This is a genomic window from Vibrio sp. 1F253, from assembly GCF_041439295.1.
GTDB classification, from domain to species: Bacteria; Pseudomonadota; Gammaproteobacteria; order Enterobacterales; family Vibrionaceae; genus Vibrio; species Vibrio tasmaniensis_A.
The window spans coordinates 59,074-83,505 of record NZ_JBGONU010000007.1 but is presented as its reverse complement, the minus strand read 5'-3'; the positions used below and the strand labels follow the sequence as shown (position 1 = coordinate 83,505).

Here is a 24,432-nt window from a genome sequence, read left to right as displayed (position 1 = left end):
GATGTACGTACTAGAACTTCAATTTGAGTGTTTTGATAACACAACGGTAAGCGCTGTCGATAAGGCGGTTAATGGCTTAATGGATGCTCTTCGTTATAACGGACAAGTGTTAGGTCGTGAGTTTCCAATCGTGATGGGTGACGGTGAATTCTATGTTCGCGTTGTGTGTCCGGAGCAAGATAGCTTACACCCACGTAATCATTCAGACTTCGTCAAAGTCTGTTTCGAGCGCTTATCTGCGGCGAGTTTATTAGCGCCTAAGATGCGTCTGCTTGGCCGAGATCTTAACTCCGAAGAAGTAGCCGAAGATGAAACGCCGAGCTGGCAAGTGTTGTACACGACGTTCGTGCATACCTGTTCACCGCTGCGCAGTGGCGACAGCTTGTTGCCTATTCCACTATATCGTAACCCGCCGACATTTAATGGCGATCATAAAGCCGTACTGAAATGGCAGACCGAATGGCAAGCCTGTGATGAAGTGCAAATGGGTGGTGGTTGCCGTGCTGAACATGCAACGCTAACCGAGATCAGTGATACTAAGAGTGTGTTGTTTAAACGCGGTTGGGGTCTAAGAGGGCGCATTGAATTTCTGACTAAGATTCCAACTTACTACTACTTATATCGTGTCGGTGGGATCAGCCTGAAAGATGAAAAAGAGCGCAAATGCCCACAATGTGGTGGTGAATGGCTGTTAGATGCGCCAATCCACGATATTTTCTATTTCAAGTGTGATGATTGCCGTCTGGTATCCAACATTTCTTGGGATCACCTCAAGTAATCGACTTCGTTTGATTCACCCTGAGAAGCTTTACTTTCTAACAAACTTTCATCATTTAAAAAGGGGCTGACATTGAGTCAGCCCCTTTCGGTATCTATAAGTGTCTATTTAAGCTGATTACCAACCTTTAACTACGCCACCTTGGAAGATGTCAGAAGCTGCGTTGTACACCTCTTCTGTTTGATATGCTTTAACGAAGTTTTGTACGTTTTCTGCATTTAGGTTGTCTTCACGAGAAACGATTAGGTTCACGTATGGAGAATCTTTGTCTTCAACGAATACGCCATCTTTTTGTGGAGTCAGGTTGATAGAGCTCGCGTAAGTAGTGTTGATGATAGATAAAGTTACATCATCAAGAGAACGTGGCAGTTGAGCTGCGTCTAGTTCAACAATCGTTAGGTTCTTAGGGTTACCAACGATGTCACGAACGGTAGCTAGAAGACCTGCACCTTCACGAAGTTCAAGTAAACCTTGCTGCTCAAGAAGCAGTAGAGAACGACCTAGGTTTGTTGGGTCGTTTGGTACAGCGATACGAGCACCATCTTGGATTTCGTCTACCGATTTAACTTCTTTAGAGTAACCTGCAATAGGGTAAACAAAAGTGTTACCTGCGACCGTTAGCTTGTAACCACGGTCAGCAACTTGCTGATCTAGGTACGGCGTGTGTTGGAATGCATTGATGTCGATAGAACCATCATCTAGCGCTGCGTTAGGTGTTACATAATCCGTAAAAGTGACCAGTTCAACATCCAGGCCGTATTGCTCTTTCGCGACTTTAGCTGCTACTTCAGCAACTTGTGCTTCTGCACCTGCCATTACGCCAACTTTGATCTTAGAAGTATCGACTTCTTTATCACCACAACCTGCTAGTACTAGCGCTGAAGCTACTGCTGCAATAGTAAGTAAACCTTTAAGGTTAAATTTCATAATAATCTCCTTTTAATAAATCTATTTAATTTGGTTCAGACGACTTTGATTTTGGTCTGTAAGTCGTTATCTGTGGTCAACGCGGCGAACTAATGAATCACCGATTGATTGAATAATTTGTACTAGCACAATCAACATGACGACTGTTACTGCCATAATGGTCACATCGTAGCGGTGAAATCCGTAACGAATCGCGACATCACCTAGGCCACCACCACCCACAGTTCCAGCCATTGCCGAGTAACTCACAAGAGTCACTAGCGTAATCGTCACTGAGTTGATGATAGTCGGCAGTGCTTCAGGAAGCAGAACCTTATTGATGATTTGTGTGGGTGTTGCGCCCATTGACTGAGCTGCTTCCACTAGACCTGTTGGTACTTCAAGTAGTGCACTCTCGATAAGTCGAGCTACGAATGGGATAGCACCAATCGTCAGCGGAACAATCGCTGCAGTTGTACCGATGAAGGTACCAATCAGCATCTTAGTGAGAGGGATGATCGCTACCATCAGTACTAAGAAAGGCACAGAACGGCCCACGTTCACAACCGCACCAAGAATTTTGTTTAGCTTGGTGTTCTCTAACAGGCCACCTTTTTTAGTCGTGTGTAGAATAACGCCTAATGGAATACCGACAGCGAAACCAACGATGCCAGCAACAGCAACCATGTAAAGTGTCTCGCCTGTTGCTTCCAATAGAAGGTTGCCGTTAAGGCTGATCCAGTCAGCAATCTCGTTGAAACTAAAGGACATAACCAAGCACCTCTACTTTTACATTGTTGTCGCGTAGGAATTGGATAGCAGCATTATCATCGGCTTCGTTACCGAACAGCTCAGCGACCATCATGCCGAACTTCACGCCGCCGGCGTAATCGAGGTCAGAGCTTAAGATGCTGACATCGATATTGAATTTACGAGCAATTTGCGTCATCAGCGGAGCATCAACCGTTGCACCAGTAAACTCAAGACGTACTAATGGGTAGCTACTGTTAACACGAGTTTCTTGCAAACGCGCTTGATAATCTTCAGGGATAGATAGGTCTAGCGTTGAGCGAATAAACTGATGTGCTAGCTCTGTCTTAGGGTGTGCGAATATGTCGCCAACTGTACCTTTCTCTACTAGCTCGCCACCGCCAATGATCGCGACTTCGTGACAAATGCTCTTAACTACGTCCATCTCGTGCGTAATAAGTAGGATCGTGATGTGTAGCTTGCGGTTGATTTCACGTAGCAGCTCAAGAATAGATTGAGTCGTTGCTGGATCCAGAGCACTGGTCGCTTCATCACACAGTAGTACTTTCGGGTCTGAAGCTAGCGCACGAGCAATCGCGACACGCTGCTTTTGACCACCACTTAAGTTCGCAGGGTAGGTATCACGCTTATCCGATAGGCCGACAAGCTCAAGTAGTTCACTCACTTTCGCTTCAATCGCAGCTTTATCTTTACCAGCAAGCTCTAAAGGTAGTGCTACATTGTTAAATACAGTACGAGAAGACAGCAGATTGAAGTGTTGGAATATCATGCCGATGTTACGGCGTGCTTCGCTAAGTTCTGATTTGCTGAGTTTTGTCAGGTCGATACCGTCAACAATCACTTCACCTGATGTTGGAGCTTCCAACATGTTTACACAACGGATAAGGGTACTTTTGCCTGCACCTGAAGAGCCGATGACTCCAAAGATTTGACCTTGAGGTATGTGGAGGTTGATATCAATTAAGGCATTGATTTCTTTAGTGCCTTGATAAAAAACCTTATTGACTTGATTCACTTTAATCATAGAGAAACCCGTGCAGGTAGAACAGAATAATATATTGATGACTCACTCGATTTACAGATGATGCTATGGTGTTCTATGATCTAAGTCAATAGATATTTTTACGTCTAGACGGCTAAACGCGAATTGCGAAGTTAAACTAGAAACAAATCGTTAACGAACGCAAAACTAAATAGATAGTGATGAAGCAAATAAAGCGTGTAATAATTAATGATTAATAGAGAGCTGATAGAGAACTGAATTTTGTCTAAACCTGCTGTTTTTTTAGATCGTGATGGTGTGATTAACGTTGATCACGGCTACGTACATGATGAACATGACTTTGAATACATCGATGGTGTGTTTGAAGCGGCGAAAGCGTTTAAAGATATGGGTTATTTATTGGTGTTAGTGACCAACCAATCTGGTATTGCTCGCGGCATGTTTAGTGAAGACCGTTTTCTTTCTCTAACGCAGTGGATGGATTGGAACTTTGTTGATAACGGCGTTGAGCTAGATGGTATTTATTACTGCCCGCACCACGCTGAGCAAGGTGTTGGTGACTACAAACAAGATTGTGAATGTCGTAAACCAAAGCCAGGCATGTTCATTTCTGCGCGTGACTTTCTGAAGATTGATATGGCTAACTCGGTCATGATCGGCGATAAAGCTGAAGACATGATGGCTGCAGAAGCGGCGGGTGTTGGCACTAAAGTACTGGTAAGAACCGGTAAGCCAATCACTGAAAAAGGTGAAGCGCTTGCAAGTGTCGTGCTTGACAGTATTAAAGATGTACCAGCATTCTTAAAAGGTTAAGAGACTAAGTCTCTTTCACTTAGATATAAGTGTTATTCACTATATAAAGATGAGGAACGCAGTATGAAAGCATTGTTGATAGCATCTCTATGTACGGTAGCGTTATTCGGATGCTCTAAATCAGCAGCTCCTGAGACTGAGAGCGCAGTATCGGACGATCAATTCGTGATTTATCAATGTGAGTCTGACGCTTCATTTAAGGTCGCTTACCTTGGTGATGAAAAAGCGGTATTACGTTTACCCGAGAATGAATATCGCCTCACTCAAATAGCGGCAGGCTCGGGAACGAAGTACATCTTAGATGATGGAACCTCTGAACTGATCAATAGCGTAACTTTAAGAACTAAAGGTGACAATGCACGTCTGGAACTTGGTCGTGTTATCTATAAAAACTGCCGAAAGTAGGTCATAGTTATCTACTAGGATTTACAAACAGTTAAGTGAGGGAGTTCGCCCTCACTTTTTCTTTCTCTTCCCTTTAACGTCAGACTTTTTATGAGCAAAAAACTCACTATTCTCGATATTGCTAAGCTGTCCGGTGTTGGTAAGTCTACCGTATCTCGTGTTCTGACCAATGATCCCAAAGTAAAACCTGAAACCCGTGAAAGGGTGGAAAGAGTCATTCAAGAATCTGGGTACACGCCTTCGAAGTCTGCGCAGTCGATGCGTGGTGGCAGTCAAAAAGTCATCGGTGTCATCATCTCTCGTCTGGATTCCCCCTCTGAAAACAAAGCGGTAAGTACGATGCTGGCCGAATTGTATCGAGCGGATTACGATGTCGTGATCATGGAAAGTCAGCTTGATAGAGAAAAAGCCAATGAGCATCTGCAGGTTCTCAAGCGTCGCAATGTAGATGGCATCATTGTGTTTGGCTTTACTGACTGTGATATTCCTGCCATTGAAGCTTGGGAACACAAAGCGGTGGTGATTGCTCTGGATACCGAGAACGTGACGTCGATTAACTATGATAACCAACAGGTGATCAATAGTGCGTTAACGCATCTAGCAGAGCAGGGAATCTCTGAGGTTGGTTTCATTGGCGTCGATCCTAGCGATAAATCAACAGGTGAACTGCGTCTTAAGGCCTATCTCGAGTGGTGTGAAAGCGCTGGAGTGATTGCCAATTATCGTACTGGCCAACTTCATCATGAAAGTGCGTATCAGCTGGTGGATGAGGTACTGACTCCTACCACTCAAGCACTTGTTTGTGCTAGCGACACATTGGCTCTTGGTGTAATCAAACGTCTGCAAGAACTACAACGTGAAGATGTGGTGGTGACCGGTGTTGGTGGCAATGATCTTCTCTCTTTCTTGTTTCCGCGAGTATTTAGTATTGACCCTGGGTATCAATCTGCGGGTAAATTGGCCGCTAATCTATTGATCTCTCAGCTTTTAGGCAATGCAGAGATCTCTCATCACACTCAATCACCTATTCTATAATCCACTCAATCAAGCGAAATTGAACCGCTTAGATTAAAATTAGAGTGTGATCTCTTTCAATCAATGGGACTGTTCCCATTTATCTGAATCCGAGTGGCTATCGCTGCATGGTTTAGGTGAGTAATTGAATGAAACCAGGGTGGGGTAGTATGAGTAAGATAGCGAAGCAAGACGTTGCGCGTCTTATCGAGTTAGTCGGTGGCAAAGAGAATATTGCGAGTGTCAGCCATTGTCTGACTCGACTGCGTTTTGTATTGAATGATACAGAAAAAGCGAACAAAGCAGAATTAGAGAAGCTTAAGCTGGTAAAAGGTTGCTTTACTAACGCAGGTCAATTCCAAGTGGTTATTGGCACCGAGGTTGATGAGGTGTACGCACTTTTGATTGAGCAAACTGGCAAAGATGTATCATCAAAAGATGAGGCGAAGTTGGCTGCTCGCCAGAACATGAACTTCCTTGAGCGTGGTATCTCCCATTTAGCCGAAATTTTCGTACCACTGCTGCCTGCCATTATTACTGGTGGTTTGATTCTTGGTTTCCGTAATGTGATTGGCGACATTCGCATGTTCGACGGCAAAACCTTGGTTGAGATCAGCCAATTTTGGGCAACCGTTCACTCTTTCTTATGGTTGATTGGCGAAGCGATTTTCTTCTTCCTACCGGTTGGTGTGTGTTGGGCGACGGTTAAGAAACTCGGCGGAACCCCTATTTTGGGTATCACGCTCGGTGTGACCTTGGTTTCCCCACAATTGATGAACGCTTACATGATAGGTAAATCGGTACCTGAGGTGTGGGACTTTGGTTTGTTCGTGATTGAGAAAGTCGGTTATCAAGCTCAGGTGATCCCTGCGATGTTAGCGGGTGTGGCTCTGGCCTTCATTGAGACCAACCTTAAACGCATTGTACCTTCTTATCTGTACCTAGTTGTCGTGCCATTTGTCTCGATCATCTTGTCTGTGATTCTGGCTCACGCCTTTATTGGTCCATTCGGTCGCATGTTGGGTGATGGTGTGGCATTCGCTGCCAAAGTGGCAATGACAGGTGACTTCGCGATTCTTGGTTCAGTGGTCTTTGGCTTCCTATACGCGCCTTTGGTTATCACGGGTATTCACCACACAACCAACGCTGTGGACTTACAACTGATGCAAGACTTAGGTGGCACACCAATCTGGCCTTTGATTGCGCTATCAAACATTGCACAAGCTTCAGCGGTTGTCGGCATCATCATTTTGAGTAAGCGCGAAGGCGAACGAGACATTTCGGTACCAGCGGCAATCTCTGCGTACTTAGGTGTGACGGAACCAGCGATGTACGGCATCAACCTTAAATACAAATTCCCAATGCTGAGCGCAATGATCGGCAGTGCCGCAGCGGCTGCAATCTGTGGTAGTGCAGGTGTGATGGCGAATGGTATCGGTGTTGGTGGCTTGCCGGGCATCTTATCGATTCAACCTCAATATTGGTCGATTTACTTAGTCGCGATGCTAGTGGCGATAGTATTGCCTATCACGCTAACCCTGTTCTTCTACAAGCGAGCCCAATCCAAGGGTGAGTTAGAAACCGCGAACGCGTAATGCATTTAATAAGCGATGACTCCAATGTGAGTTATCGCTTTTTATCTTAGTCATAACGGCTATTCGACCATGATTTGCATGGTGATTTTTATTTTATATTTTCTGGTAAGTGAGTGTTAGAGATGGCGATGACTGAACATGATGAAAGCTGGTGGAAAACCGCAACCATCTATCAAATCTACCCAAAGAGCTTTTGTGACAGTGGCAGTAAAGGTACTGGCGATATCAAAGGGATCATTTCGAAACTGGATTACCTCAAAAACTTGAGCGTGGATGCGATTTGGCTAACCCCTGTTTACGCATCTCCTATGATCGATAATGGCTACGATATTTCAGACTACTACGCGATTAACCCTCAATTCGGCACCATGGAAGACTTCGACTTGTTACTGTCTGAAGCGCATCAACGTGGCATCCGTATCGTGATGGATATCGTGGTAAACCATACTTCAACAGAGCATGCATGGTTTCAGTCTGCACTGGGTGACAAAAACAGCCCATACCGCGATTATTACATCTGGAAAGATCCAGTAGGTGGCCAAGCACCAACCAACTGGCAGTCTAAGTTCGGTGGGAATGCATGGGAATTAGATGAGGCGACTGGACAATATTTCCTACACTTATTCGCCAAAGAACAGGCTGACCTTAATTGGGAGAACCCGGTTGTACGTGAAGAAGTGAAAGACGTTATCAGCTTCTGGGCTGAGAAGGGCGTCGATGGTTTTCGCTTGGACGTAATCAACCTGATTTCAAAGCAGCAAGATTTCCCAAATGATGATATCGGTGATGGTCGCCGTTTCTATACCGATGGCCCACGAGTGCACGAATACCTGAAAGAGATCAGCGAAGCGGTATTCCAAAAATACGGTAGCGTAACCGTAGGTGAGATGTCTTCAACCACGTTGGAACATTGTCAGCAATACTCAAACGTTGATAACAGCGAGCTATCAATGGTGTTTAACTTCCACCACCTTAAGGTTGATTACACTAATGGTGAAAAGTGGACCAATGCGCCGTTTGATTTCTTACAGCTCAAATCGATCTTCAATCATTGGCAAACTGGCTTAAACGGAAAAGGGTGGGGCGCACTATTCTGGTGTAACCATGACCAACCACGAGTGGTGAGCCGCTTAGGTAACGATCAACAATATCGCGTTGAATCAGCCAAGATGCTTGCCGCCTCGGTTCACATGATGCAAGGCACACCTTATATCTATCAAGGTGAAGAGATTGGCATGACCAACCCGGGTTACACCGAGATCAGCCAGTATCGTGATGTAGAGAGCACCAACATGTACGATATCATGGTGAACCGTGATGGTGTGGCTCATCAAGATATGATGGCGATCTTAGCGCAGAAATCTCGTGATAACTCTCGTACGCCAATGCAGTGGAACAGTGAGCCTTACGCCGGATTCTCACAAGCTCAACCATGGCTTGATGTGGCGAATAACTACACTGAAATCAACGCCGAGCAAGCGTTGGAAGATAAAGACTCTGTATTTTACTTTTACAAGGCTTTGATTGAGTTACGTAAACAGCTACCGGTGATTACGGATGGCAGCTATCAAGATCTATTGCCTGAGCATTCATCTGTATTTGCGTATGTTCGTGAGAGTGAAGGGCAAACTCTGCTGTGTATTAATAACTATTATGGCGAAGAAACAGAGTGCGTTTTACCTGAGCGTTTTGAGATGATGAAGGCTAAGAGCCTGTTATCCAATTATCAGGTGAACGAGAGTTTAGTTACGTCTCATCATCAAGTGCTACGACCTTACGAGACTCGTATTCTCTTGATTGAAGATTAACCTTGTTTCTGTTTCTATAAGCCTAATTCTATTCCCCTTAAGAATTAGGCATCTACAAAGGCTTTGGAGTGCTTCCCAAAGCCTTTTTGTTTTACTGATGTATGGATTTATCGTGCCTCGAGTTTGCTTGCGAAAAGCTTGCGTATCGAGTACCAGTAACGACAGAGCAGGTAATGAACGCTAAGACGCGTAATTCACCGAGTAGCGAGTTGGTTTGTGGTTCATTGCCAATACGATGTTCAATACTGCGGTGCCTAATACAGATACGGCAATCACCCAAGGTGATACAAAGAAGAAGGATGCAAACAGAATACAAGCATCAATGCACATCTGAGTTTTTCCTACTGATATGCCGTAGCGGTCTTGGATAAACAAACACAATACGTTGAAGCCACCCAAGCTCGAGCGATGACGGAATAGGATAAGCATACCTAAGCCCATTAACAGGCCACCGGCAACAGCACAGTAGATCTCGTTATGAACTTCTAGCGAGATCACTAAGTATAAATGATCAGCAAATACCGAGACTAAAGCGCCAGCAATTGCACTGCTAATGGCAAAGCTACGACCAAATCGTTTCCAAGCTAATAAATAGAATGGACAGTTGGCAACAAAGTACAAAATACCAAAGGTTACAGGTAAGAATTGACTCAAAAGCAGAGCCAAGCCAGTAGTACCACCGGTAAGCAGATTTGCTGACTGTAAAAAGAAGACGCCTAACGCCACTAAAAACGTGCCAGTGAGAATAGCTACCCAATCTTCTTTACGTGAGTGTTTTTCCATCGTTTTAATAATTACCTAACCAATAAAGGCGTGCATAGTAGAGAAAAACCTTAGCTTTCGGTAGCTTGAGGGGCAAAATTAAGGTAAACCTATGTAATCTGCGTTTTACAGGGTGTAAAGCGTAAAATTGACAGTAAGCGTCATCTTTGGTTGGATAAGCTTAATAACCATGATGAATCTTATATGTGATTATGAAAAAACTGCATGATAAAATTGCAATTAGCTCTTTATGACCTAGATCAAATTATGTAGAATGCGTCACATCAAAACGGTGACGGAAACGTTTGCTTTCGGTCGTTGTGTGGTTTTTTTGAAACTTTCAGTACAATCTGAGTCAGGAGATACAGATGCTTAAGCGTGACATGAACATTGCTGATTACGATGCGGACCTATTCGCAGCTATCCAAGAAGAAACTCTTCGTCAGGAAGAGCACATCGAACTTATCGCTTCAGAAAACTACACAAGCCCACGTGTAATGGAAGCTCAAGGTTCTCAACTTACAAACAAATACGCTGAAGGCTACCCTGGTAAGCGTTACTACGGTGGTTGTGAGTTCGTAGATAAAGTTGAAACTCTAGCAATCGAACGTGCATGTGAACTGTTTGGCGCTCAATACGCGAACGTACAACCTCACTCAGGTTCTCAAGCAAACAACGCTGTATACATGGCACTACTGAATGCTGGCGATACTGTTCTAGGTATGAGCCTAGCGCACGGTGGTCACCTAACTCACGGTTCTCCGGTAAACTTCTCTGGTAAGCTTTACAACATTATCCCTTACGGTATCGATGAAGCAGGTCAAATCGATTACGAAGAGATGGAAGCGCTAGCTATCGAGCACAAACCTAAGATGATCATCGGTGGTTTCTCTGCTTACTCTCAAGTTTGTGACTGGGCGCGCATGCGTGAAATCGCTGACAAAGTAGGTGCTTATTTCTTCGTAGATATGGCGCACGTTGCTGGCCTTATCGCTGCAGGTGTTTACCCTAACCCAGTTCCACACGCTCACGTTGTTACAACAACAACGCACAAAACGCTTGCTGGTCCTCGTGGTGGTCTTATCCTTTCTAACGAAGGCGAAGATCTTTACAAGAAGCTGAACTCAGCAGTATTCCCAGGCGGTCAAGGTGGCCCTCTAATGCACGTTATCGCTGGTAAAGCAGTAGCGTTCAAAGAAGCTCTAGAACCAGAGTTCAAAGAATACCAAGCTCGCGTAGTGGCTAACGCAAAAGCAATGGTTGCTGAATTCTTAGCACGCGGTTACAACATCGTTTCAGGTTCTACAGAGAACCACCTGTTCCTAGTTGATCTAATCGACAAAGACATCACAGGTAAAGAAGCAGATGCAGCACTAGGTTCAGCTAACATCACAGTTAACAAGAACTCAGTACCAAACGATCCACGTAGCCCGTTCGTTACTTCTGGTATCCGTATCGGTTCTCCTTCTATCACTCGTCGCGGTTTCTCAGAAGCAGACGCGAAAGAGCTAGCAGGTTGGATGTGTGACATCCTAGATAACATGGGTGATGAGTCTGTTATCGAAGCAACTAAAGCGAAAGTACTAGAAATCTGTAAGCGTCTACCTGTTTACGCATAATTTTTCTGGCTCAAATAGCTTAATTTCGGTGTCAAAGGTGCTCATTTACATTCGTAAACTCCGCGCCTTTTCCTTGAACTAAAGCTATTTGATTGAAAAATACGATTTGAAAGGCTCCTGTTGGGAGCCTTTTTTGTATTCGTAAGTAATAAAGTCGTTGTCGAGCATGCTCACTTACATCCGTAAGCTCCGCGTGCTCTCCTAGAATTTCAAACGACTACTTTGAAAATTGATTTAAGAGGTCCCTTTTGGGGCCTTTTTTGTATCTGTAGGTATGAGATTTAGGTTATCTGAGAATACAGAAAGGCAGGTACTAAAAAGGGTTAATGCTTTCACATCAACCCTTTATTGCTTTATTGCTTTCTTGTTTTATCGCTTTCTTGTTGTGTCGCTTCTACTTTTTAATGCTAAGTAGGGTGCCTGACTTACACTTGAAAGAGTAGTAGTGACGGCTTTCGTTGAATTTACCTAAGCCTTCGCCATCACAATAGTCGATGTTGATATCGCGCATAATTTCTAGCGTATCTTCACTGTTTAAGGCAAATTTAGAGCCGTCAGAGCAGACGATACGTACTCTTTCATCATGGCTTACAGAGTAGATATCGACTTCAGTATTACACAGCTCAAAAGAGGCTTCACGGAAATTGTCTTGTTGAGTATTTGAAGCACAACCTGCAGTAAATACGGCTGCGATAACGGCTAAAAGTCCGAGTCTTTTCATTGTTAGTCCTTCGATATCATCGAATTTGGTGATGAGTTTTATATGCTGTTTGGAGTAGCCTATACAACAACACGCTTTGATTCAAGGCGCGTTAGCTGACTCTAGGATATAAAAGTATAGGCGCAAACAGATAATTTCTAATAAGTTTATTCGTCTTTAGCTTATTATGTACCCGGCCCAAAAATAAAAAAAACCAACACGGAGGTTGGTATTTAAAATTAAGTTTGTTCTAAATGACTACCGAAACTGTTTGGCTTCCGGAAGAAACTCAAAACCAGCAGACGCAAGTTTTGCGGTCAATGCAGCTTTGTCGATTTCATAGAAGTTGACTACTCGATCCAAGTCACCGCCGAAATCGTCACGCAGTTTCATGTTGACGATGCTCATCAACATCACAGGATCCATCTTTTCAAAGTTAGCGAGGTTCATATTAGTCCTCGAAATCTGAGATCAGTAGATTCGCTGCGGCAAATGCAGCACGATCTCTTGCTTCTTTAGGAAGAGATTCATCTGCAGCAAGGTCGTTCAATGTTTTTACCGCGCAGGTGATCGCTTTAGGGATATAGCCTTGGTCGCCACTGCCAATTTGAGAATACAGTTCACGCACCAAATCACAACAATCGTATACTTTCATTTTTATACCTAACCAAATGATAACTGATCTCAATATACACATAGAGATAGGCAAAAACAAAGTGGATCTGACTAAGTTCAGAGTTAGTTTGTTCTTGCTCAATATCTCATTCTGTTGATGCTCAATGTATCACTTTGCTAACTTGTTACTTAGCGTGATACTTGCGGTTTAGCGTGATATTTACTGATGCGCTTAACTAGAGATCTGCTGTTCAAGCTGATGAGTGACTTCATCAGCTAAGTTGAGCTGCTTTGCTAACTCTTTGAGGTAAGCCTTCTCCATAAAGTTCTGCTCATCCGCTACAATCAAAGAGGCTAAGTAGATCTCACTCGCTTGTTGAGGTGACGTTGCTAATTGAGCAATTTCACTTGGATCGAGTGGTTTGTGCAGCTCTTCAGAGACCAATTTAGTCAGTTGATAATCGGCGCCCATATTTTCGACCGCTTGCTCGATCTTTGCCATCTCCTCTTCATCGACATGACCATCGGCTTTGGACGCAGCAATCATCGATCTTAGAATCAGCACACTATGGTTTGAGTCGTTCTCATCAAATTGAGCTTGTTCGAAATTCGGTGCTTGGCCTTGTTTAGACTGATAGTCGTTATAGACCTTGTAAGCGAGTGCGCCAAGTGCCGCTGCGCCACCAATACCAGCGGCTTTCTTACCCATTTCCTTGGTTTTCTTAGAGCCCATTAACGCACCTAAGAGTCCGCCGCCTACTGCGCCTGCGCCGAAGGCTCCGAGCGTGCTTTTGTTGATATTCTTACCACTGCCGCCTTGAGTTAGGCCATTTAAACTTGAAGAGCCTTGGGAAAGCTTCTGAGTACCTTGTTTAACGAGATCTGACTTAAGTGCTTGGTTAAGTAAGCTTTTGATATCCATCGATACCTCCAATGTAATCGTGTCTAAAGAGTTAATGAACCCAATATACGGATTTAAAGATGAACAGGGGATTAACTTACGTTATTTACTCTGGTGATAAATAGAAGGGAGTTTGAAGAGAAACGACAGGCACAAAAAAGGCCACCTAATGGTAGCCTTTCAATGTATATCTAGCGAGTAATCGGATTACTAAGCTAGTTGAGCTGTAAGGTGCTCGATAACCGTGTCCATAGCGATTGCTTCTTTATCACCAGTACGACGGTTTTTGTATTCGAAGTTACCTTCGTCCATGCTGCGATCACCGATAACGATAGTGTGAGGGATACCCACTAGCTCGATATCTTTAAACATAACACCTGGGCGCTCTTTACGGTCATCAAATAGTACTTCGATTCCCATAGCCGTTAATTCAGCGTATAGCTTCTCAGCTGCTTCTTTAACGCGCTCAGATTTGTGCATGTTCATTGGTACGATAGCAACTTGGAATGGTGCTAGTGCGTCTGGCCAAGTAATACCGAACTTATCGTGGTTTTGTTCGATAGCAGAAGCAACAACACGTGAAACACCGATACCGTAACAACCCATCTCTAGGATTACGCTCTTACCATCAGGACCAAGCACGTTACAGTTCATTGCTTTAGAGTAAGTATTACCTAGTTGGAAGATGTGACCAACTTCGATACCGCGCTTAAGTTGGATGGTACCTTGACCACATGGGCTAAGGTCGCCTTCAACTACGTTACGTAGGTCTTCAACTTGAGCAAGCTCTACGTCACGACCCCAGTTGATGCCAAAGTAGTGTTTACCGTCTACGTTTGCGCCAGCGCCGAAGTCACTCATTACAGCAACAGAGCGGTCAACGATGAATGGTAGCTCTAGACCAACAGGGCCAAGTGAACCAGGACCTGCACCAACAAGTGCACGGATTTCTTCTTCAGAAGCCATCTCTAGTGGAGAAGCAATCTGTGGAAGGTTCTCTGCTTTCACTTCGTTAAGCTCGTGGTCGCCACGGATGATTAGCGCGATGATATCAGCGTCTACTTCATCAGAAGCTTTAACGAATAGAGTCTTTACTGTCTTCTCGATTGCTAGACCGTGTTGCTCTACAAGTTCTGCGATTGTTTTTGCGTTTGGCGTATCAACCAGTTCCATCTCTTGAGTTGGCGCTGCCGCTTCAGTCGTTGGAGCAAGTGCTTCTGCTTTCTCGATGTTCGCTGCGTAATCAGATTCTGAAGAGAATGCGATTAGGTCTTCGCCGCTTTCAGCAAGAACGTGGAACTCTTGAGAGCCGCTGCCACCGATTGCGCCAGAGTCTGCTAATACTGGACGGTACTCAAGGCCCATGCGGTCAAATGCTTTACAGTAAGCATCGTGCATCGCTTGGTAAGACTTTTCTAAGCCTTCTTTATCGATATCAAAGCTGTACGCATCCATCATCGAGAATTCACGAGCACGCATTACGCCAAAACGAGGGCGGCGTTCATCACGGAATTTAGTCTGGATTTGGTACAGGTTTAGAGGTAGCTGTTTGTAAGAGCTGATCTCGTTACGTACTAGGCTCGTTACCACTTCTTCTGCTGTTGGGCTAAGAACAAATGGACGAGAATGACGGTCTGTGAAACGAAGTAGCTCAGGACCCATCTTTTCAGAACGGCCAGTCTCTTCCCAAAGCTCAAACGGTTGAACTACGGGCATCAAGATTTCAACGGCACCTGCATTATCGATCTCTTGGCGAACGATATTTTCGACTTTACGCAGTACACGTAGACCAGTAGGTAGCCAAGTATATAAACCTGAAGCTAGCTTACGGATCATACCTGCACGTAGCATCAGCTGGTGGCTGATAACTTCTGCGTCGTTTGGAGTCTCTTTCAGAGTAGAAAGAAGGTAGTTACTGGTACGCATTCTATGGTATCCGTTTCATCATTGATAAAAGAAAACTTGCTGTCGTTCGTAACCACAGCAAATCTGATATAGCCGCATATAATATCAGCCTATTTGGGATCTCAAAAGCGTTCAATGTCAGTTACATTGATGAAAAGCGTTTCAACCATGAATTTCACGTTAAGATCGAACAAATTTACCGCATATTCCTTGTTGTCAGGCTTACCTTTCTTATAGGCAGGGCGAGGATCTTGGCCTAATACTTCTTTGATCACCTGAATGATATGGTGTGCTTGTGGGTGGTTTGCGAGCTTACTTTGCGCTTGTTGCGAGAAGTTAACGTCGAGCACTGCTGGTTCATCGGCGGCAAACCCTCCTAGTGCATCGGGAATTGAATCCGAGTAGGGGATATAAGGTTTGATGTCGATGATCGGTGTGCCGTCAACGAGATCAATACTGCCCAAGTCCAACCAAGTTTGTCCCCTTTCTTGAGATACCCCTTTGAGTTCAACCGCGGACATACCCACTCCATTCGGTCTGAATGTGGCACGAGACGCGAATACACCAATACGTTCGTTCCCGCCAAGGCGAGGTGGCCTCACGGTTGGTTTCCATCCTGCTTCAAGGTTCTTATCGAACAAAAACAACAACCACACATGGCTAAATTGTTCAATATCACGAACAGACTCAAGGCAGTTCGCTGCTTCAACTAGCCTGACTCTTGAGGTAGAAGTGGGTACTAACCTAGGCTGTCTTGGCACAGCGAACTTCTCTTTATAAGGAGACTCAATAAAGCCAACAGGTTCAATGGTGTACATAGCAAGGTGTTCTCTGGTTTCAGTTAAGACGGAAAAATATCATAAAATCACTTGTTTTTCTTTTGATAATAATTATCATTTAATATGTTATAACATATCAAATTAGTTATTTAAGGGAAATACAATGAAACAGAATATCCACCCTGATTACCGCCCCGTGGTTTTTCATGACACCAGTGTCGATGAGTACTTCTTAATCGGATCAACATTGAAAACAGATCGCACTATCGAATGGGAAGACGGAAATACTTATCCTTACTTCACGATTGAGGTGTCGTCAAAGTCGCATCCTTTCTATACGGGTAAACAGCGAGTGCTACATAAAGAGGGACGCGTTGCGAACTTCACTCGTCGTTTTGGTCAATTAGGTAAGGGAGCGAAATAGAATGAAAGTTGTGAAATCACTGAAAAGTGCGAAAAGCCGTCACCCAGATTGCCAAATAGTAAAGCGTAGAGGCCGTCTCTATGTCATCTGTAAATCCAACCCGAGATTCAAAGCGGTTCAAAAATAGTCAGTCAATTTGATGTGACATGAGTGTAAAAACGAGGGGAAAGTCAAACTTCATTCATTTGTCTGTTTTTCTTTTCCTTCGAGAGGAACTTTGCAGGAGAGTATGTGCTCACTTAGCGTACGTTGTTTCTTATTTGTCACTTTATCAATAGCTTACACGAGCAAGTATAAATCGAATGAATGCATCCGCACCAATTATAAACCTAACTTTAATGTTTTAATTAGAGTTATTTGCTAATTTTTTGTTTTTATTAAGTTAAAAAGAATGGTTTGTTACACACTTTGTAACATTTACGATTTCTAATTGACCCTTTTGTCGATTAATCTGCGCGGGCAATTTAAACATCTTTGTCACAATTGCACAGGAATCACTACAAGGAGGGAACTGATGAGTTCATCAGCTTCAATAAAAAACAATTCGCCTAAAAAACCTATTTTTACTCGCTTTTTAGATGGCGTTGAATATTTGGGGAACCTATTACCCCACCCAATCACTCTTTTCGCAATCTTCTGCTTAGCAATCCTCGTTACTTCAGGTATTGCTGGTTACTTCGAAGTGTCTGTTATGGACCCTCGACCAGAAGGTGCTAAAGGTCGTGCTGCTGACGGCATGATCCACGTTGTAAGTCTGCTTAACGCAGAAGGTCTACAACTTATTGTGACTAACTTAGTTAAGAACTTTGTTGGTTTTGCTCCACTAGGTACTGTACTTGTTGCTATGCTTGGTGTAGCGATTGCTGAACACTCAGGTCTACTATCTGCTGCAATGCGTGGCATGGTAATGGGTGCTTCTAAGCGCATGGTTACAGTAACGGTTGTGTTTGCAGGTATTATCTCTAACACAGCATCAGAGCTTGGCTATGTGGTACTTATTCCACTAGCAGCAATGCTTTTCCATTCTTTAGGTCGTCACCCTCTTGCTGGTCTTGCTGCGGCATTCGCTGGTGTGTCAGGTGGTTACTCTGCAAACCTACTTATCGGTACGGTTGACCCACTGCTTTCTGGTATTACAGAAACAGCGGCACAGATGATTGACCCGTCTTACACGGTTGGTCCTGAGTCAAACTGGTACTTCATGTTTGTTTCTACTTTCTTCATCGCGATTACAGGTGCATTTGTAACTGAGAAGATTGTTGAACCTAAGTTGGGTAAATACAACGACGAAGAAGCTTCTGAAGATTTATCAAATGATTCGATGGGCAGACTGACGGATGTTGAGAAGAAAGGTCTAAAACTAGCAGGTATTGCTGTATTGGCTGTTTCTGCACTTCTAGCGTGGACTATCGTTCCAGCTGACGGTGTTCTACGTTCAGCGTCTGGTACGGTTTCGGGTTCTCCATTCCTGAAGAGTATTGTTGCGTTTATCTTTGTATTCTTCGCTATTCCTGGTTTTGTTTACGGTAAAGTTACCGGTTCAATGAAGAACGATCGTGACGTGATCAATGCGATGGCAACGTCTATGTCTTCAATGGGCATGTACATTGTTCTTGTATTCTTTGCTGCACAGTTTGTTGCTTTCTTTAAGTGGACTAACTTTGGTCAAGTAATCGCTGTTGGTGGCGCTAGCTTCTTACAAGATATCGGTCTTACTGGCCCAATGTTGTTCTTTGCATTTATCCTAATGATCGGTTCGGCTTCTGCTCAGTGGGCAGTAACAGCACCTATCTTTGTACCTATGCTAATGCTTGTTGGTTACGCACCAGAAACGATTCAAGCAGCTTACCGTATCGGTGATTCAACGACGAACATCATTACACCAATGATGAGCTACTTCGGTCTTATTCTTGCTGTAGCGACGCGTTACATGAAGAACCTTGGTATCGGTACTCTGATTGCTACAATGCTTCCATACTCAATCTGCTTTATGTTCGGTTGGAGTATCTTGTTCTACCTATGGGTGTTCGTATTTGGTCTTCCAGTAGGCCCAGGTGCAGCAACGTTCTACACGCCGTAGTAACGTTAGTACAAGTCATATTGTTAGATTTTAAAGCCTGCCTCGTGCAGGTTTTTTTTGATCGAAAGTATGGTGTACCAATCACGGAAAGTGATCTGAAAGAGTGTAGAAAATTGGGATGATTTAAAAAGAAGAGATGGTGACAAGATGGATCATCAATACTCCGTTAAAGTAGCACTTAGTATCAAGTGTTAAGTAACAAGAACGGAGTATGTCGACAAACATATCTACAGGTTCACGGTTATGGCTATGAACGAATATCAATGTTTCTTAATGATTAGCGCTTGGCTAGCAGGCGATCAAGGTGATTCGCGAACTCACGACGATCGGTCTGTGAGAGGGCGCTTGGTCCACCCGTTTGGATGCCGCTTGAACGCATGGTATCCATAAAGTCACGAATGTTCAGGCGCGCTTTGATGGTTTCTTTGGTGTAGAGCTCGCCACGAGAGCTAAGTGCTTGACCACCTTTGGTGATCACTTCATCGGCGAGAGGGATATCGGATGTAATCACGAGATCACCGGGTTCAGTGCGTTTTACGATTTCATCATCTGCAATATCAAATCCGCTTGGGACTTGAATTGAGTGGATGTTATTGCGTTTAGGGACAGGAACCAGATGGTTTGCCACGAAGGTACATTCAACCCCAGTGCGCTCAGCTGCGCGTACGATTGTTTCTCGGATAACCTTAGGACAAGCGTCCGCATCAACCCATATTTTCATAGTGTTCTATTTCTCTGTTAGCTTATTGCTCAGTTAACTTATTGTTCCGTTAACTTGGCTTCTAGCGTGGCAACGCGGGTGGTAAGTTCAAGGATTTGCTTTTCCAGTTGGCTAACACGATCGAGTGCTGGCTCTTCTTGTGTCGCGACTTCAACTTTAGGAACGCGATTCGCGCTTTTCCAGCTCTTGATGGTTGTGATTAAAGCGGGCATCGGAACCGATGTACTCATACGAGCTTTAACTAAAGCAACTGTAGGCTCTTTCCCTTGTGCTTGCAGTCCTTCAAGCACTGATTTCAACTCTTCAGACACATCTTTTGTCAGCATGTTGACCTCCATTTTTAGTCTTCAGCCATTTTACTCGCTCTGGTGAGTGATAGCGAATCATAAAACCGCCCATAGCTTGTGAGAGATCTCTTACAAAGGTTGTGAGATAACACGAATACATCGCTAGAGAGATTGAGGTGCATATGATTAAGTGGTTGATTTTTTGTTGTTTTATATAATTAACAACTTTTATGAATTCAAAGTGTGATGCAAATCTATTGTCCCAAATCGTAAATCGCGTAAATTAAACCTTGTCGGAAGGATTCTGACACGGAACAGGAAAGCACCAAGGATTTGGTTATCTTCAGGATGAAGATTTGGTTACTTAGGATTGAGTAGTCAAGCATGGAGCGTAAGGACATTGTAGGGATACAGTCAGTTAACAGGAAGTTAGCTGCAACGGAATGACAATGGACACCTTTAGGATTTAAAGGGTTGGATTAGCATCAGGACGATGTAAAGGACACCGCTCACGGAACAAGTGATGTGCGCTAACTAGGATTGTTAGCTTTCAGGATGATTGGACACCGCTAGGACGGCGAAGTAAAGGAAAGAGCTGAAGGATTACAGCCACTATTATGGATGATGCATGGAGCATTTATTAGTAGCCGGACTGCTGCGAGTAAGACCCTAGCCCTGACACTTCGGTGTCGGGGCTTTTCTTTATCTGAGGCTTTTCTTCTCTCTAGTGGGCTCTTTAATTCAGGAGCTTTTATCTAAGATCGCGACATCTGCTTTTCTGCTAATGGTCAACACAAGGAGTGTTTTATGACGATAGCAACCTCAAGAACGCTGTTGGTACCTTATACCGAACAGCTACAACACGACTTTATCAAGTTGAATTGCTGCCCCGTTAATCGTTCTGAAATGAATGGGCCGCACTCTATTGCCTCTGCGAAGTTCTTATTTCAAGAGATACTGCAAGACAACGTCGGCTTCTGCCGCGCTATCATCCACAACCAAACCCGTGAATATCTTGGGCATGTCTTTATTTCATCAGAAGAGGGTAGGCATGAGCTTGGCTTTATTTTGGATAAAGAGTATTGGAATCGCGGCTTTGCTAGTGAGGTGCTAAAACCATTTTTAAGTTTGGTGTGTTTTGAAGAGCGCCTAACGAATGTTGTTGCGACTGTGAATGTCGGCCACAACCCATCGATTAAGTTATTAGAAAAACTAGGATTTGAATTTAAGGAAACCAAACAAGATTCGTTTGGCCCTTATCATGAATATAGCTATAACGCGCACTGCGACGTTACATTCTATGAGGCTGTAGCTCAAACCGCATAGAGCGGAAGCCGACCATGGTCAGTTTTCCTTGGTATAGGTCATCACCTAATGCCGAAAATTCAAAATGGTACACAGTATGCCAGCGCCAAATGGTCGTGAGTTCATGGCGCATCTTAAGTTTATGACCGTTGAAGGCAACGCTTAATAGCTGCAAGTCGAGCTCTTTACACTTTCTCGCAATGGCAGCTTTCGCAAGCTCGGATTGCCTGCGCTGCTGCCAAAACAGAAAGCAAAAGAAGCACAGCATCAAAATAGCCACTAAGTTATCTATCATTTAGTCCATACTTCCTTTTATCTTTCTATTCCAATTGTGTTTTGAGCTCGTTGTTACGAGCTACTGAGCTGTTCTGTCTAGTTTTTATTGCGACTTAGCCGCTTGTTGTAACTCAATCAATGCGTTTGCGAGTTCTGGTGATGGGTTCGAATTCAACAACGGCAAAAATACCATTCTTAGTGTCGGAATCATCACTAAATCTGCAAATAACTGATTGAACAGGTTTTGGTTGCCTGTTTGTGCGAGGCGCAACAAGAATTGCTCGGCAATCGCTGGATCTTGTAGCGCATGCCAGCTGCGACCCGCTAAACCAATCAACACTTCTTGGTGGCTCAAGCGTGGACTCGCGAGAACTTGGTTAATGATGTTATTCGCGATCCCTTGTTCTGCACCGGAAAGGGCACGAACCAAAGCTGACAGTAAGAACAGATCCAGCTCTTGACTGTTAATCTCATTGTTTGCCATCTCTTGTAAGCGTTGCGCGAGTTTGTCATTGATTTGCGTGTGCTCAAGCGCCCCTAGTGTTGCGTATAGCGGCTCTGATGGCAGTTTATTCAATGCTTTGCGAATCGCGACACCGTTTTGTTGGCTGCCTAAACGCGCGCACATATCGGTGATGCCTTGAAGACCAACGGTTTTCCAGTTATCCCAACCAAGCTCACCTGTGAAGTAATGCTGAGCGTGCTCGTAATATTGGCTCGTCGCGAGGTCTAACCCTGCTCTTACTTGGCTATGGAATACGGCCATTTTGTCTTCAGAAGGCTTGAAGGTATAAGGGTTGTTTGACAGCTTTTGTTGTTGCTCTTCGCTGATCTCACCGTTCAAACGTGTGCCCATCGCTTCGATAACAAACTTAAGAAAATTACCCACATCCCCTTGATGCAGTAAGCCTCTTTCATCGAGTTTGAATTTTAGGAACCAGATCCAAGGTTGCTTGTGTTCGTTCCAGTAGCTGATCGCTAAGTGAGCTTGTTTTTGAAGTGGAAACGGGTATGGCTGTTTCCCCTGCTCAACATCAGAGAATAGGGTGTTGTCGATCTTCTGGATACGACGACCTAGGTCGTAGATGTCGTATTGGCAACCGCTATTCTTTAGTAACTGAGTGAGCGTGTGAATCGTTTCCATAGTAATAAAGCTCCTAACTTTCTTTCCTAAATAGATGGTACTCTATGCCCCAATTTCAAGGTCACTAGATAAATAACTTGGTGAAAAATGACAGCAGCCACAAAGTTACCTCTTTTACTTCAACAATTAGAACAACAAATGCGCCAATGTTCTCTATGGAGCGATGTTTCGCCTTCGGATGAAGCTCTGGCGAGCGTTGAGCCTTTTGCGATTGACTCGCTACAACCAGAAGAGTGGTTGCAGTGGATCTTTATCGTAAAGATCAACGCAATGATGGATGCCCAAATGAGCCTACCGAAAGGCTTTGCGATTCATCCTTATTTTGGTGAAGTGTGGAAAAATGAGGCAGACAAAGCTGAACTGCTAGTGACGATTCAGAGCATTGATGAGGTATGCGCGTAATGTTAGAGATCATTTATCAAGATGAGTATTTTGTCGCGGTGAATAAGCCTGCGGGTATGCTAGTGCATCGCTCATGGTTGGATAAACACGAGACTCAGTTTGTGATGCAGACTCTGCGCGACCAAATTGGTCAGCACGTATTTCCTCTGCATCGCTTAGACCGTCCAACGTCTGGCGTATTGGTGTTTGCTCTGTCGAGTGAAGTTGCCTCTGAGGTGATGCCGATGTTCGCCAACCACGAGATGCAAAAAACCTATCATGCGATTGTGCGTGGTTGGATAGAAGAGGGCGATACGCTCGATTATGCGCTTAAGGTTGAGCTGGATAAGATCGCCGATAAGTTCGCGAAAGAAGATAAAGAACCACAAGAAGCCGTCACTGTTTACGAGCCGTTAGCGAAAGTCGAAGTGCCGTATTCAACAGGCCGTTTTCCTACCAGTCGTTATTGCTTAGTTGAGATGATGCCAAAGACAGGACGTAAACATCAGCTGCGTCGTCACATGGCTCATCTAAGACACCCAATCGTGGGCGATACTTCACATGGTGATGGTAAGCATAACCGACTGTTCCGTGATGATTTAGACTCACACCGTCTGTTGCTGCATGCTTCTGAATTGAGCTTCATTCATCCTTTCACTAAAGAAGAATTGGTGATGAAGGCGAACTTAGATGAAACGTGGTTAAGGTTGTTTGAAACTTTTGAGTGGGATGCCAACTTAATCGGTGCTAAGGCGTGTTCGTCTAAGTAAAATACAAACGTCTAATTAAGCGTAGAACGTAAAGTAAAACAAAGGGCTGATAGTGATATCAGCCCTTTTTGACGTCTGTGCGACCTAAACAACATAACTAATGTTGGTTAGTTGATAGTTAATCGCTAACAGTTAATCGCGGGATCATTTAAGTTTTTCTAGATCGACTTCGATCTCTGCGATCTTGCTTGATACCACTTTTTCTAGATGGCGTAAGTCAGTAAGGATCTTCTGCTTCAAATCCACCTCAGCCGTTGGCGTCGGTTTGGTGATCTTGTTGAGTTCATCAATCACAAGAGTGAGGTTGCGGTTAATCTCTGTCACTTCTTTGTATTGATTATTGCCGCCGCTAACAAGCACACTTTTTACTTGTCGTGGGTACTTAAACTTAACGCTTTTCGCGAACAGTTCACCTTTCTGCTTACGAAAGTAAATCTTCAGGATATCTTTGTGCGCTTCTTGGCGAAGGGAGTAACGTTCAATCTGTTTAGGTTCGTGGATACCTAAGCCAGTGAGGTTTGGATACATAAGCGACCTCTAGGTTATGAATGTAATACTTTTATGTAATTGACTTGATCAATGTAGCAGCCTAACGACGAGCTAGATAGTTGATATCTGTGAATTGATTGTAAGTTGTGGGCAAGATCGCTCTCTATCTTTGCCCACACTT

Annotated in this window: 28 protein-coding genes; 13 read left to right on the top strand and 15 right to left on the bottom strand. The window is 44.0% G+C overall.

Annotation, left to right across the window (positions count from 1 at the left end):
- The first annotated feature begins 1 nt into the window (after position 1).
- Positions 2 to 778 carry a Zn-ribbon-containing protein gene (locus tag ACED28_RS05825; protein ID WP_012604630.1) on the top strand — a complete coding sequence of 259 codons (777 nt, stop codon included), beginning with the start codon at positions 2 to 4 and terminating at the stop codon, positions 776 to 778.
- 117 nt (positions 779 to 895) lie between these two features.
- On the opposite strand, the gene ACED28_RS05820 is transcribed toward ACED28_RS05825, so the two are convergent.
- The 3 genes from ACED28_RS05820 to metN all read right to left on the bottom strand — a co-directional run bounded on the left by ACED28_RS05820 (position 896) and on the right by metN (position 3,479).
- Entirely contained in the window at positions 896 to 1,705 is an 810-nt protein-coding gene (locus tag ACED28_RS05820; protein ID WP_069591676.1) for a MetQ/NlpA family lipoprotein, read from the bottom strand.
- A 66-nt stretch (positions 1,706 to 1,771) separates the two neighbouring features.
- Positions 1,772 to 2,455: a methionine ABC transporter permease gene (locus tag ACED28_RS05815; RefSeq protein ID WP_009847449.1), complete on the bottom strand. Its 684-nt coding sequence runs from the start codon at positions 2,453 to 2,455 to the stop codon at positions 1,772 to 1,774.
- Positions 2,445 to 3,479 carry a methionine ABC transporter ATP-binding protein MetN gene (metN, locus tag ACED28_RS05810; protein WP_012604625.1) on the bottom strand — a complete coding sequence of 345 codons (1,035 nt, stop codon included), beginning with the start codon at positions 3,477 to 3,479 and terminating at the stop codon, positions 2,445 to 2,447. The genes ACED28_RS05815 and metN overlap by 11 nt, the downstream gene beginning before the upstream one ends.
- A gap of 240 nt (positions 3,480 to 3,719) precedes the next feature.
- Between metN and gmhB the strand changes: the two genes are divergently transcribed.
- From gmhB to treC, 5 genes are all read left to right on the top strand, one after another.
- Entirely contained in the window at positions 3,720 to 4,271 is a 552-nt protein-coding gene (gmhB, locus tag ACED28_RS05805) for a D-glycero-beta-D-manno-heptose 1,7-bisphosphate 7-phosphatase (protein ID WP_371709483.1), read from the top strand.
- A 63-nt stretch (positions 4,272 to 4,334) separates the two neighbouring features.
- The gene (locus ACED28_RS05800) at positions 4,335 to 4,676 is read left to right on the top strand and encodes an MliC family protein (protein ID WP_012604623.1); all 342 of its coding nucleotides are present in this window, start codon (positions 4,335 to 4,337) and stop codon (positions 4,674 to 4,676) included.
- 90 nt (positions 4,677 to 4,766) lie between these two features.
- Positions 4,767 to 5,711, top strand: coding sequence for a trehalose operon repressor TreR (treR, locus tag ACED28_RS05795; RefSeq protein ID WP_012604622.1), 945 nt, complete (start codon positions 4,767 to 4,769; stop codon positions 5,709 to 5,711).
- 149 nt (positions 5,712 to 5,860) lie between these two features.
- Positions 5,861 to 7,285 carry a PTS trehalose transporter subunit IIBC gene (gene treB / locus ACED28_RS05790; protein WP_371709482.1) on the top strand — a complete coding sequence of 475 codons (1,425 nt, stop codon included), beginning with the start codon at positions 5,861 to 5,863 and terminating at the stop codon, positions 7,283 to 7,285.
- Positions 7,286 to 7,407: 122 nt separating this feature from the next.
- Positions 7,408 to 9,093, top strand: a complete 1,686-nt coding sequence (gene treC, locus ACED28_RS05785; RefSeq protein WP_371709481.1) for an alpha,alpha-phosphotrehalase — start codon at positions 7,408 to 7,410, stop codon at positions 9,091 to 9,093.
- A gap of 180 nt (positions 9,094 to 9,273) precedes the next feature.
- On the opposite strand, the gene ACED28_RS05780 is transcribed toward treC, so the two are convergent.
- The gene (locus ACED28_RS05780) at positions 9,274 to 9,876 is read right to left on the bottom strand and encodes a YitT family protein (protein ID WP_017096802.1); all 603 of its coding nucleotides are present in this window, start codon (positions 9,874 to 9,876) and stop codon (positions 9,274 to 9,276) included.
- 347 nt (positions 9,877 to 10,223) lie between these two features.
- On the opposite strand from ACED28_RS05780, the gene glyA reads away from it, so the two are divergent.
- Positions 10,224 to 11,474 (top strand): serine hydroxymethyltransferase, encoded by a 1,251-nt coding sequence (gene glyA / locus ACED28_RS05775; RefSeq protein WP_017084166.1) that lies wholly within the window; start codon positions 10,224 to 10,226, stop codon positions 11,472 to 11,474.
- A 394-nt stretch (positions 11,475 to 11,868) separates the two neighbouring features.
- Here glyA and ACED28_RS05770 read toward each other — a convergent pair whose 3' ends face one another.
- The 6 genes from ACED28_RS05770 to tsaA form a co-directional block, all read right to left on the bottom strand.
- Positions 11,869 to 12,195, bottom strand: a complete 327-nt coding sequence (locus tag ACED28_RS05770) for a hypothetical protein (protein WP_009847438.1) — start codon at positions 12,193 to 12,195, stop codon at positions 11,869 to 11,871.
- A 237-nt stretch (positions 12,196 to 12,432) separates the two neighbouring features.
- Positions 12,433 to 12,624 carry a DUF4250 domain-containing protein gene (locus ACED28_RS05765; RefSeq protein WP_009847437.1) on the bottom strand — a complete coding sequence of 64 codons (192 nt, stop codon included), beginning with the start codon at positions 12,622 to 12,624 and terminating at the stop codon, positions 12,433 to 12,435.
- A gap of 1 nt (position 12,625) precedes the next feature.
- Positions 12,626 to 12,829 (bottom strand): YaeP family protein, encoded by a 204-nt coding sequence (locus ACED28_RS05760; RefSeq protein ID WP_009847436.1) that lies wholly within the window; start codon positions 12,827 to 12,829, stop codon positions 12,626 to 12,628.
- 192 nt (positions 12,830 to 13,021) lie between these two features.
- Positions 13,022 to 13,711 (bottom strand): tellurite resistance TerB family protein, encoded by a 690-nt coding sequence (locus tag ACED28_RS05755; protein ID WP_371709480.1) that lies wholly within the window; start codon positions 13,709 to 13,711, stop codon positions 13,022 to 13,024.
- A 189-nt stretch (positions 13,712 to 13,900) separates the two neighbouring features.
- Positions 13,901 to 15,616 carry a proline--tRNA ligase gene (locus ACED28_RS05750; RefSeq protein ID WP_371695422.1) on the bottom strand — a complete coding sequence of 572 codons (1,716 nt, stop codon included), beginning with the start codon at positions 15,614 to 15,616 and terminating at the stop codon, positions 13,901 to 13,903.
- Between the two features lie 101 nt (positions 15,617 to 15,717).
- Positions 15,718 to 16,413, bottom strand: a complete 696-nt coding sequence (tsaA, locus tag ACED28_RS05745; RefSeq protein WP_371709479.1) for a tRNA (N6-threonylcarbamoyladenosine(37)-N6)-methyltransferase TrmO — start codon at positions 16,411 to 16,413, stop codon at positions 15,718 to 15,720.
- 124 nt (positions 16,414 to 16,537) lie between these two features.
- On the opposite strand from tsaA, the gene ACED28_RS05740 reads away from it, so the two are divergent.
- From ACED28_RS05740 to ACED28_RS05730, 3 genes are all read left to right on the top strand, one after another.
- On the top strand, positions 16,538 to 16,798 hold the full coding sequence (locus ACED28_RS05740; RefSeq protein WP_371709478.1) for a type B 50S ribosomal protein L31: 261 nt from the start codon (positions 16,538 to 16,540) through the stop codon (positions 16,796 to 16,798).
- Between the two features lies 1 nt (position 16,799).
- Positions 16,800 to 16,925 (top strand): type B 50S ribosomal protein L36, encoded by a 126-nt coding sequence (gene ykgO, locus ACED28_RS05735; protein ID WP_009847431.1) that lies wholly within the window; start codon positions 16,800 to 16,802, stop codon positions 16,923 to 16,925.
- 387 nt (positions 16,926 to 17,312) lie between these two features.
- Complete coding sequence (locus ACED28_RS05730) at positions 17,313 to 18,878, top strand: AbgT family transporter (protein WP_371709477.1); 1,566 nt, start codon at positions 17,313 to 17,315, stop codon at positions 18,876 to 18,878.
- A gap of 277 nt (positions 18,879 to 19,155) precedes the next feature.
- Here the strand turns inward: ACED28_RS05730 and ACED28_RS05725 are convergent, their stop codons facing one another.
- On the bottom strand, positions 19,156 to 19,599 hold the full coding sequence (locus ACED28_RS05725; RefSeq protein WP_009847429.1) for a YaiI/YqxD family protein: 444 nt from the start codon (positions 19,597 to 19,599) through the stop codon (positions 19,156 to 19,158).
- A 38-nt stretch (positions 19,600 to 19,637) separates the two neighbouring features.
- Entirely contained in the window at positions 19,638 to 19,925 is a 288-nt protein-coding gene (locus ACED28_RS05720; protein WP_009847428.1) for a hypothetical protein, read from the bottom strand.
- Between the two features lie 768 nt (positions 19,926 to 20,693).
- Here ACED28_RS05720 and ACED28_RS05715 point away from each other — a divergent pair.
- Positions 20,694 to 21,212 carry a GNAT family N-acetyltransferase gene (locus tag ACED28_RS05715; RefSeq protein ID WP_009847427.1) on the top strand — a complete coding sequence of 173 codons (519 nt, stop codon included), beginning with the start codon at positions 20,694 to 20,696 and terminating at the stop codon, positions 21,210 to 21,212.
- Here the strand turns inward: ACED28_RS05715 and ACED28_RS05710 are convergent.
- Together ACED28_RS05710 and ACED28_RS05705 are read right to left on the bottom strand one after the other, a co-directional pair.
- Positions 21,178 to 21,486 (bottom strand): DUF3301 domain-containing protein, encoded by a 309-nt coding sequence (locus tag ACED28_RS05710; RefSeq protein WP_009847426.1) that lies wholly within the window; start codon positions 21,484 to 21,486, stop codon positions 21,178 to 21,180. The genes ACED28_RS05715 and ACED28_RS05710 overlap by 35 nt on opposite strands.
- Positions 21,487 to 21,570: 84 nt before the next feature.
- Positions 21,571 to 22,611 carry a DUF3549 family protein gene (locus tag ACED28_RS05705; protein ID WP_371709476.1) on the bottom strand — a complete coding sequence of 347 codons (1,041 nt, stop codon included), beginning with the start codon at positions 22,609 to 22,611 and terminating at the stop codon, positions 21,571 to 21,573.
- Between the two features lie 87 nt (positions 22,612 to 22,698).
- Here ACED28_RS05705 and ACED28_RS05700 point away from each other — a divergent pair, with 87 nt between their 5' ends.
- Together ACED28_RS05700 and truC are read left to right on the top strand one after the other, a co-directional pair.
- Entirely contained in the window at positions 22,699 to 23,013 is a 315-nt protein-coding gene (locus tag ACED28_RS05700; protein WP_012604609.1) for a YqcC family protein, read from the top strand.
- Entirely contained in the window at positions 23,013 to 23,762 is a 750-nt protein-coding gene (truC, locus tag ACED28_RS05695) for a tRNA pseudouridine(65) synthase TruC (protein WP_041472881.1), read from the top strand. Before ACED28_RS05700 ends, truC begins: the two co-directional genes overlap by 1 nt.
- A 144-nt stretch (positions 23,763 to 23,906) precedes the next feature.
- Here the strand turns inward: truC and ACED28_RS05690 are convergent, their stop codons facing one another.
- Entirely contained in the window at positions 23,907 to 24,290 is a 384-nt protein-coding gene (locus ACED28_RS05690) for a DUF3461 family protein (protein WP_012604607.1), read from the bottom strand.
- Positions 24,291 to 24,432 lie beyond the last annotated feature (142 nt).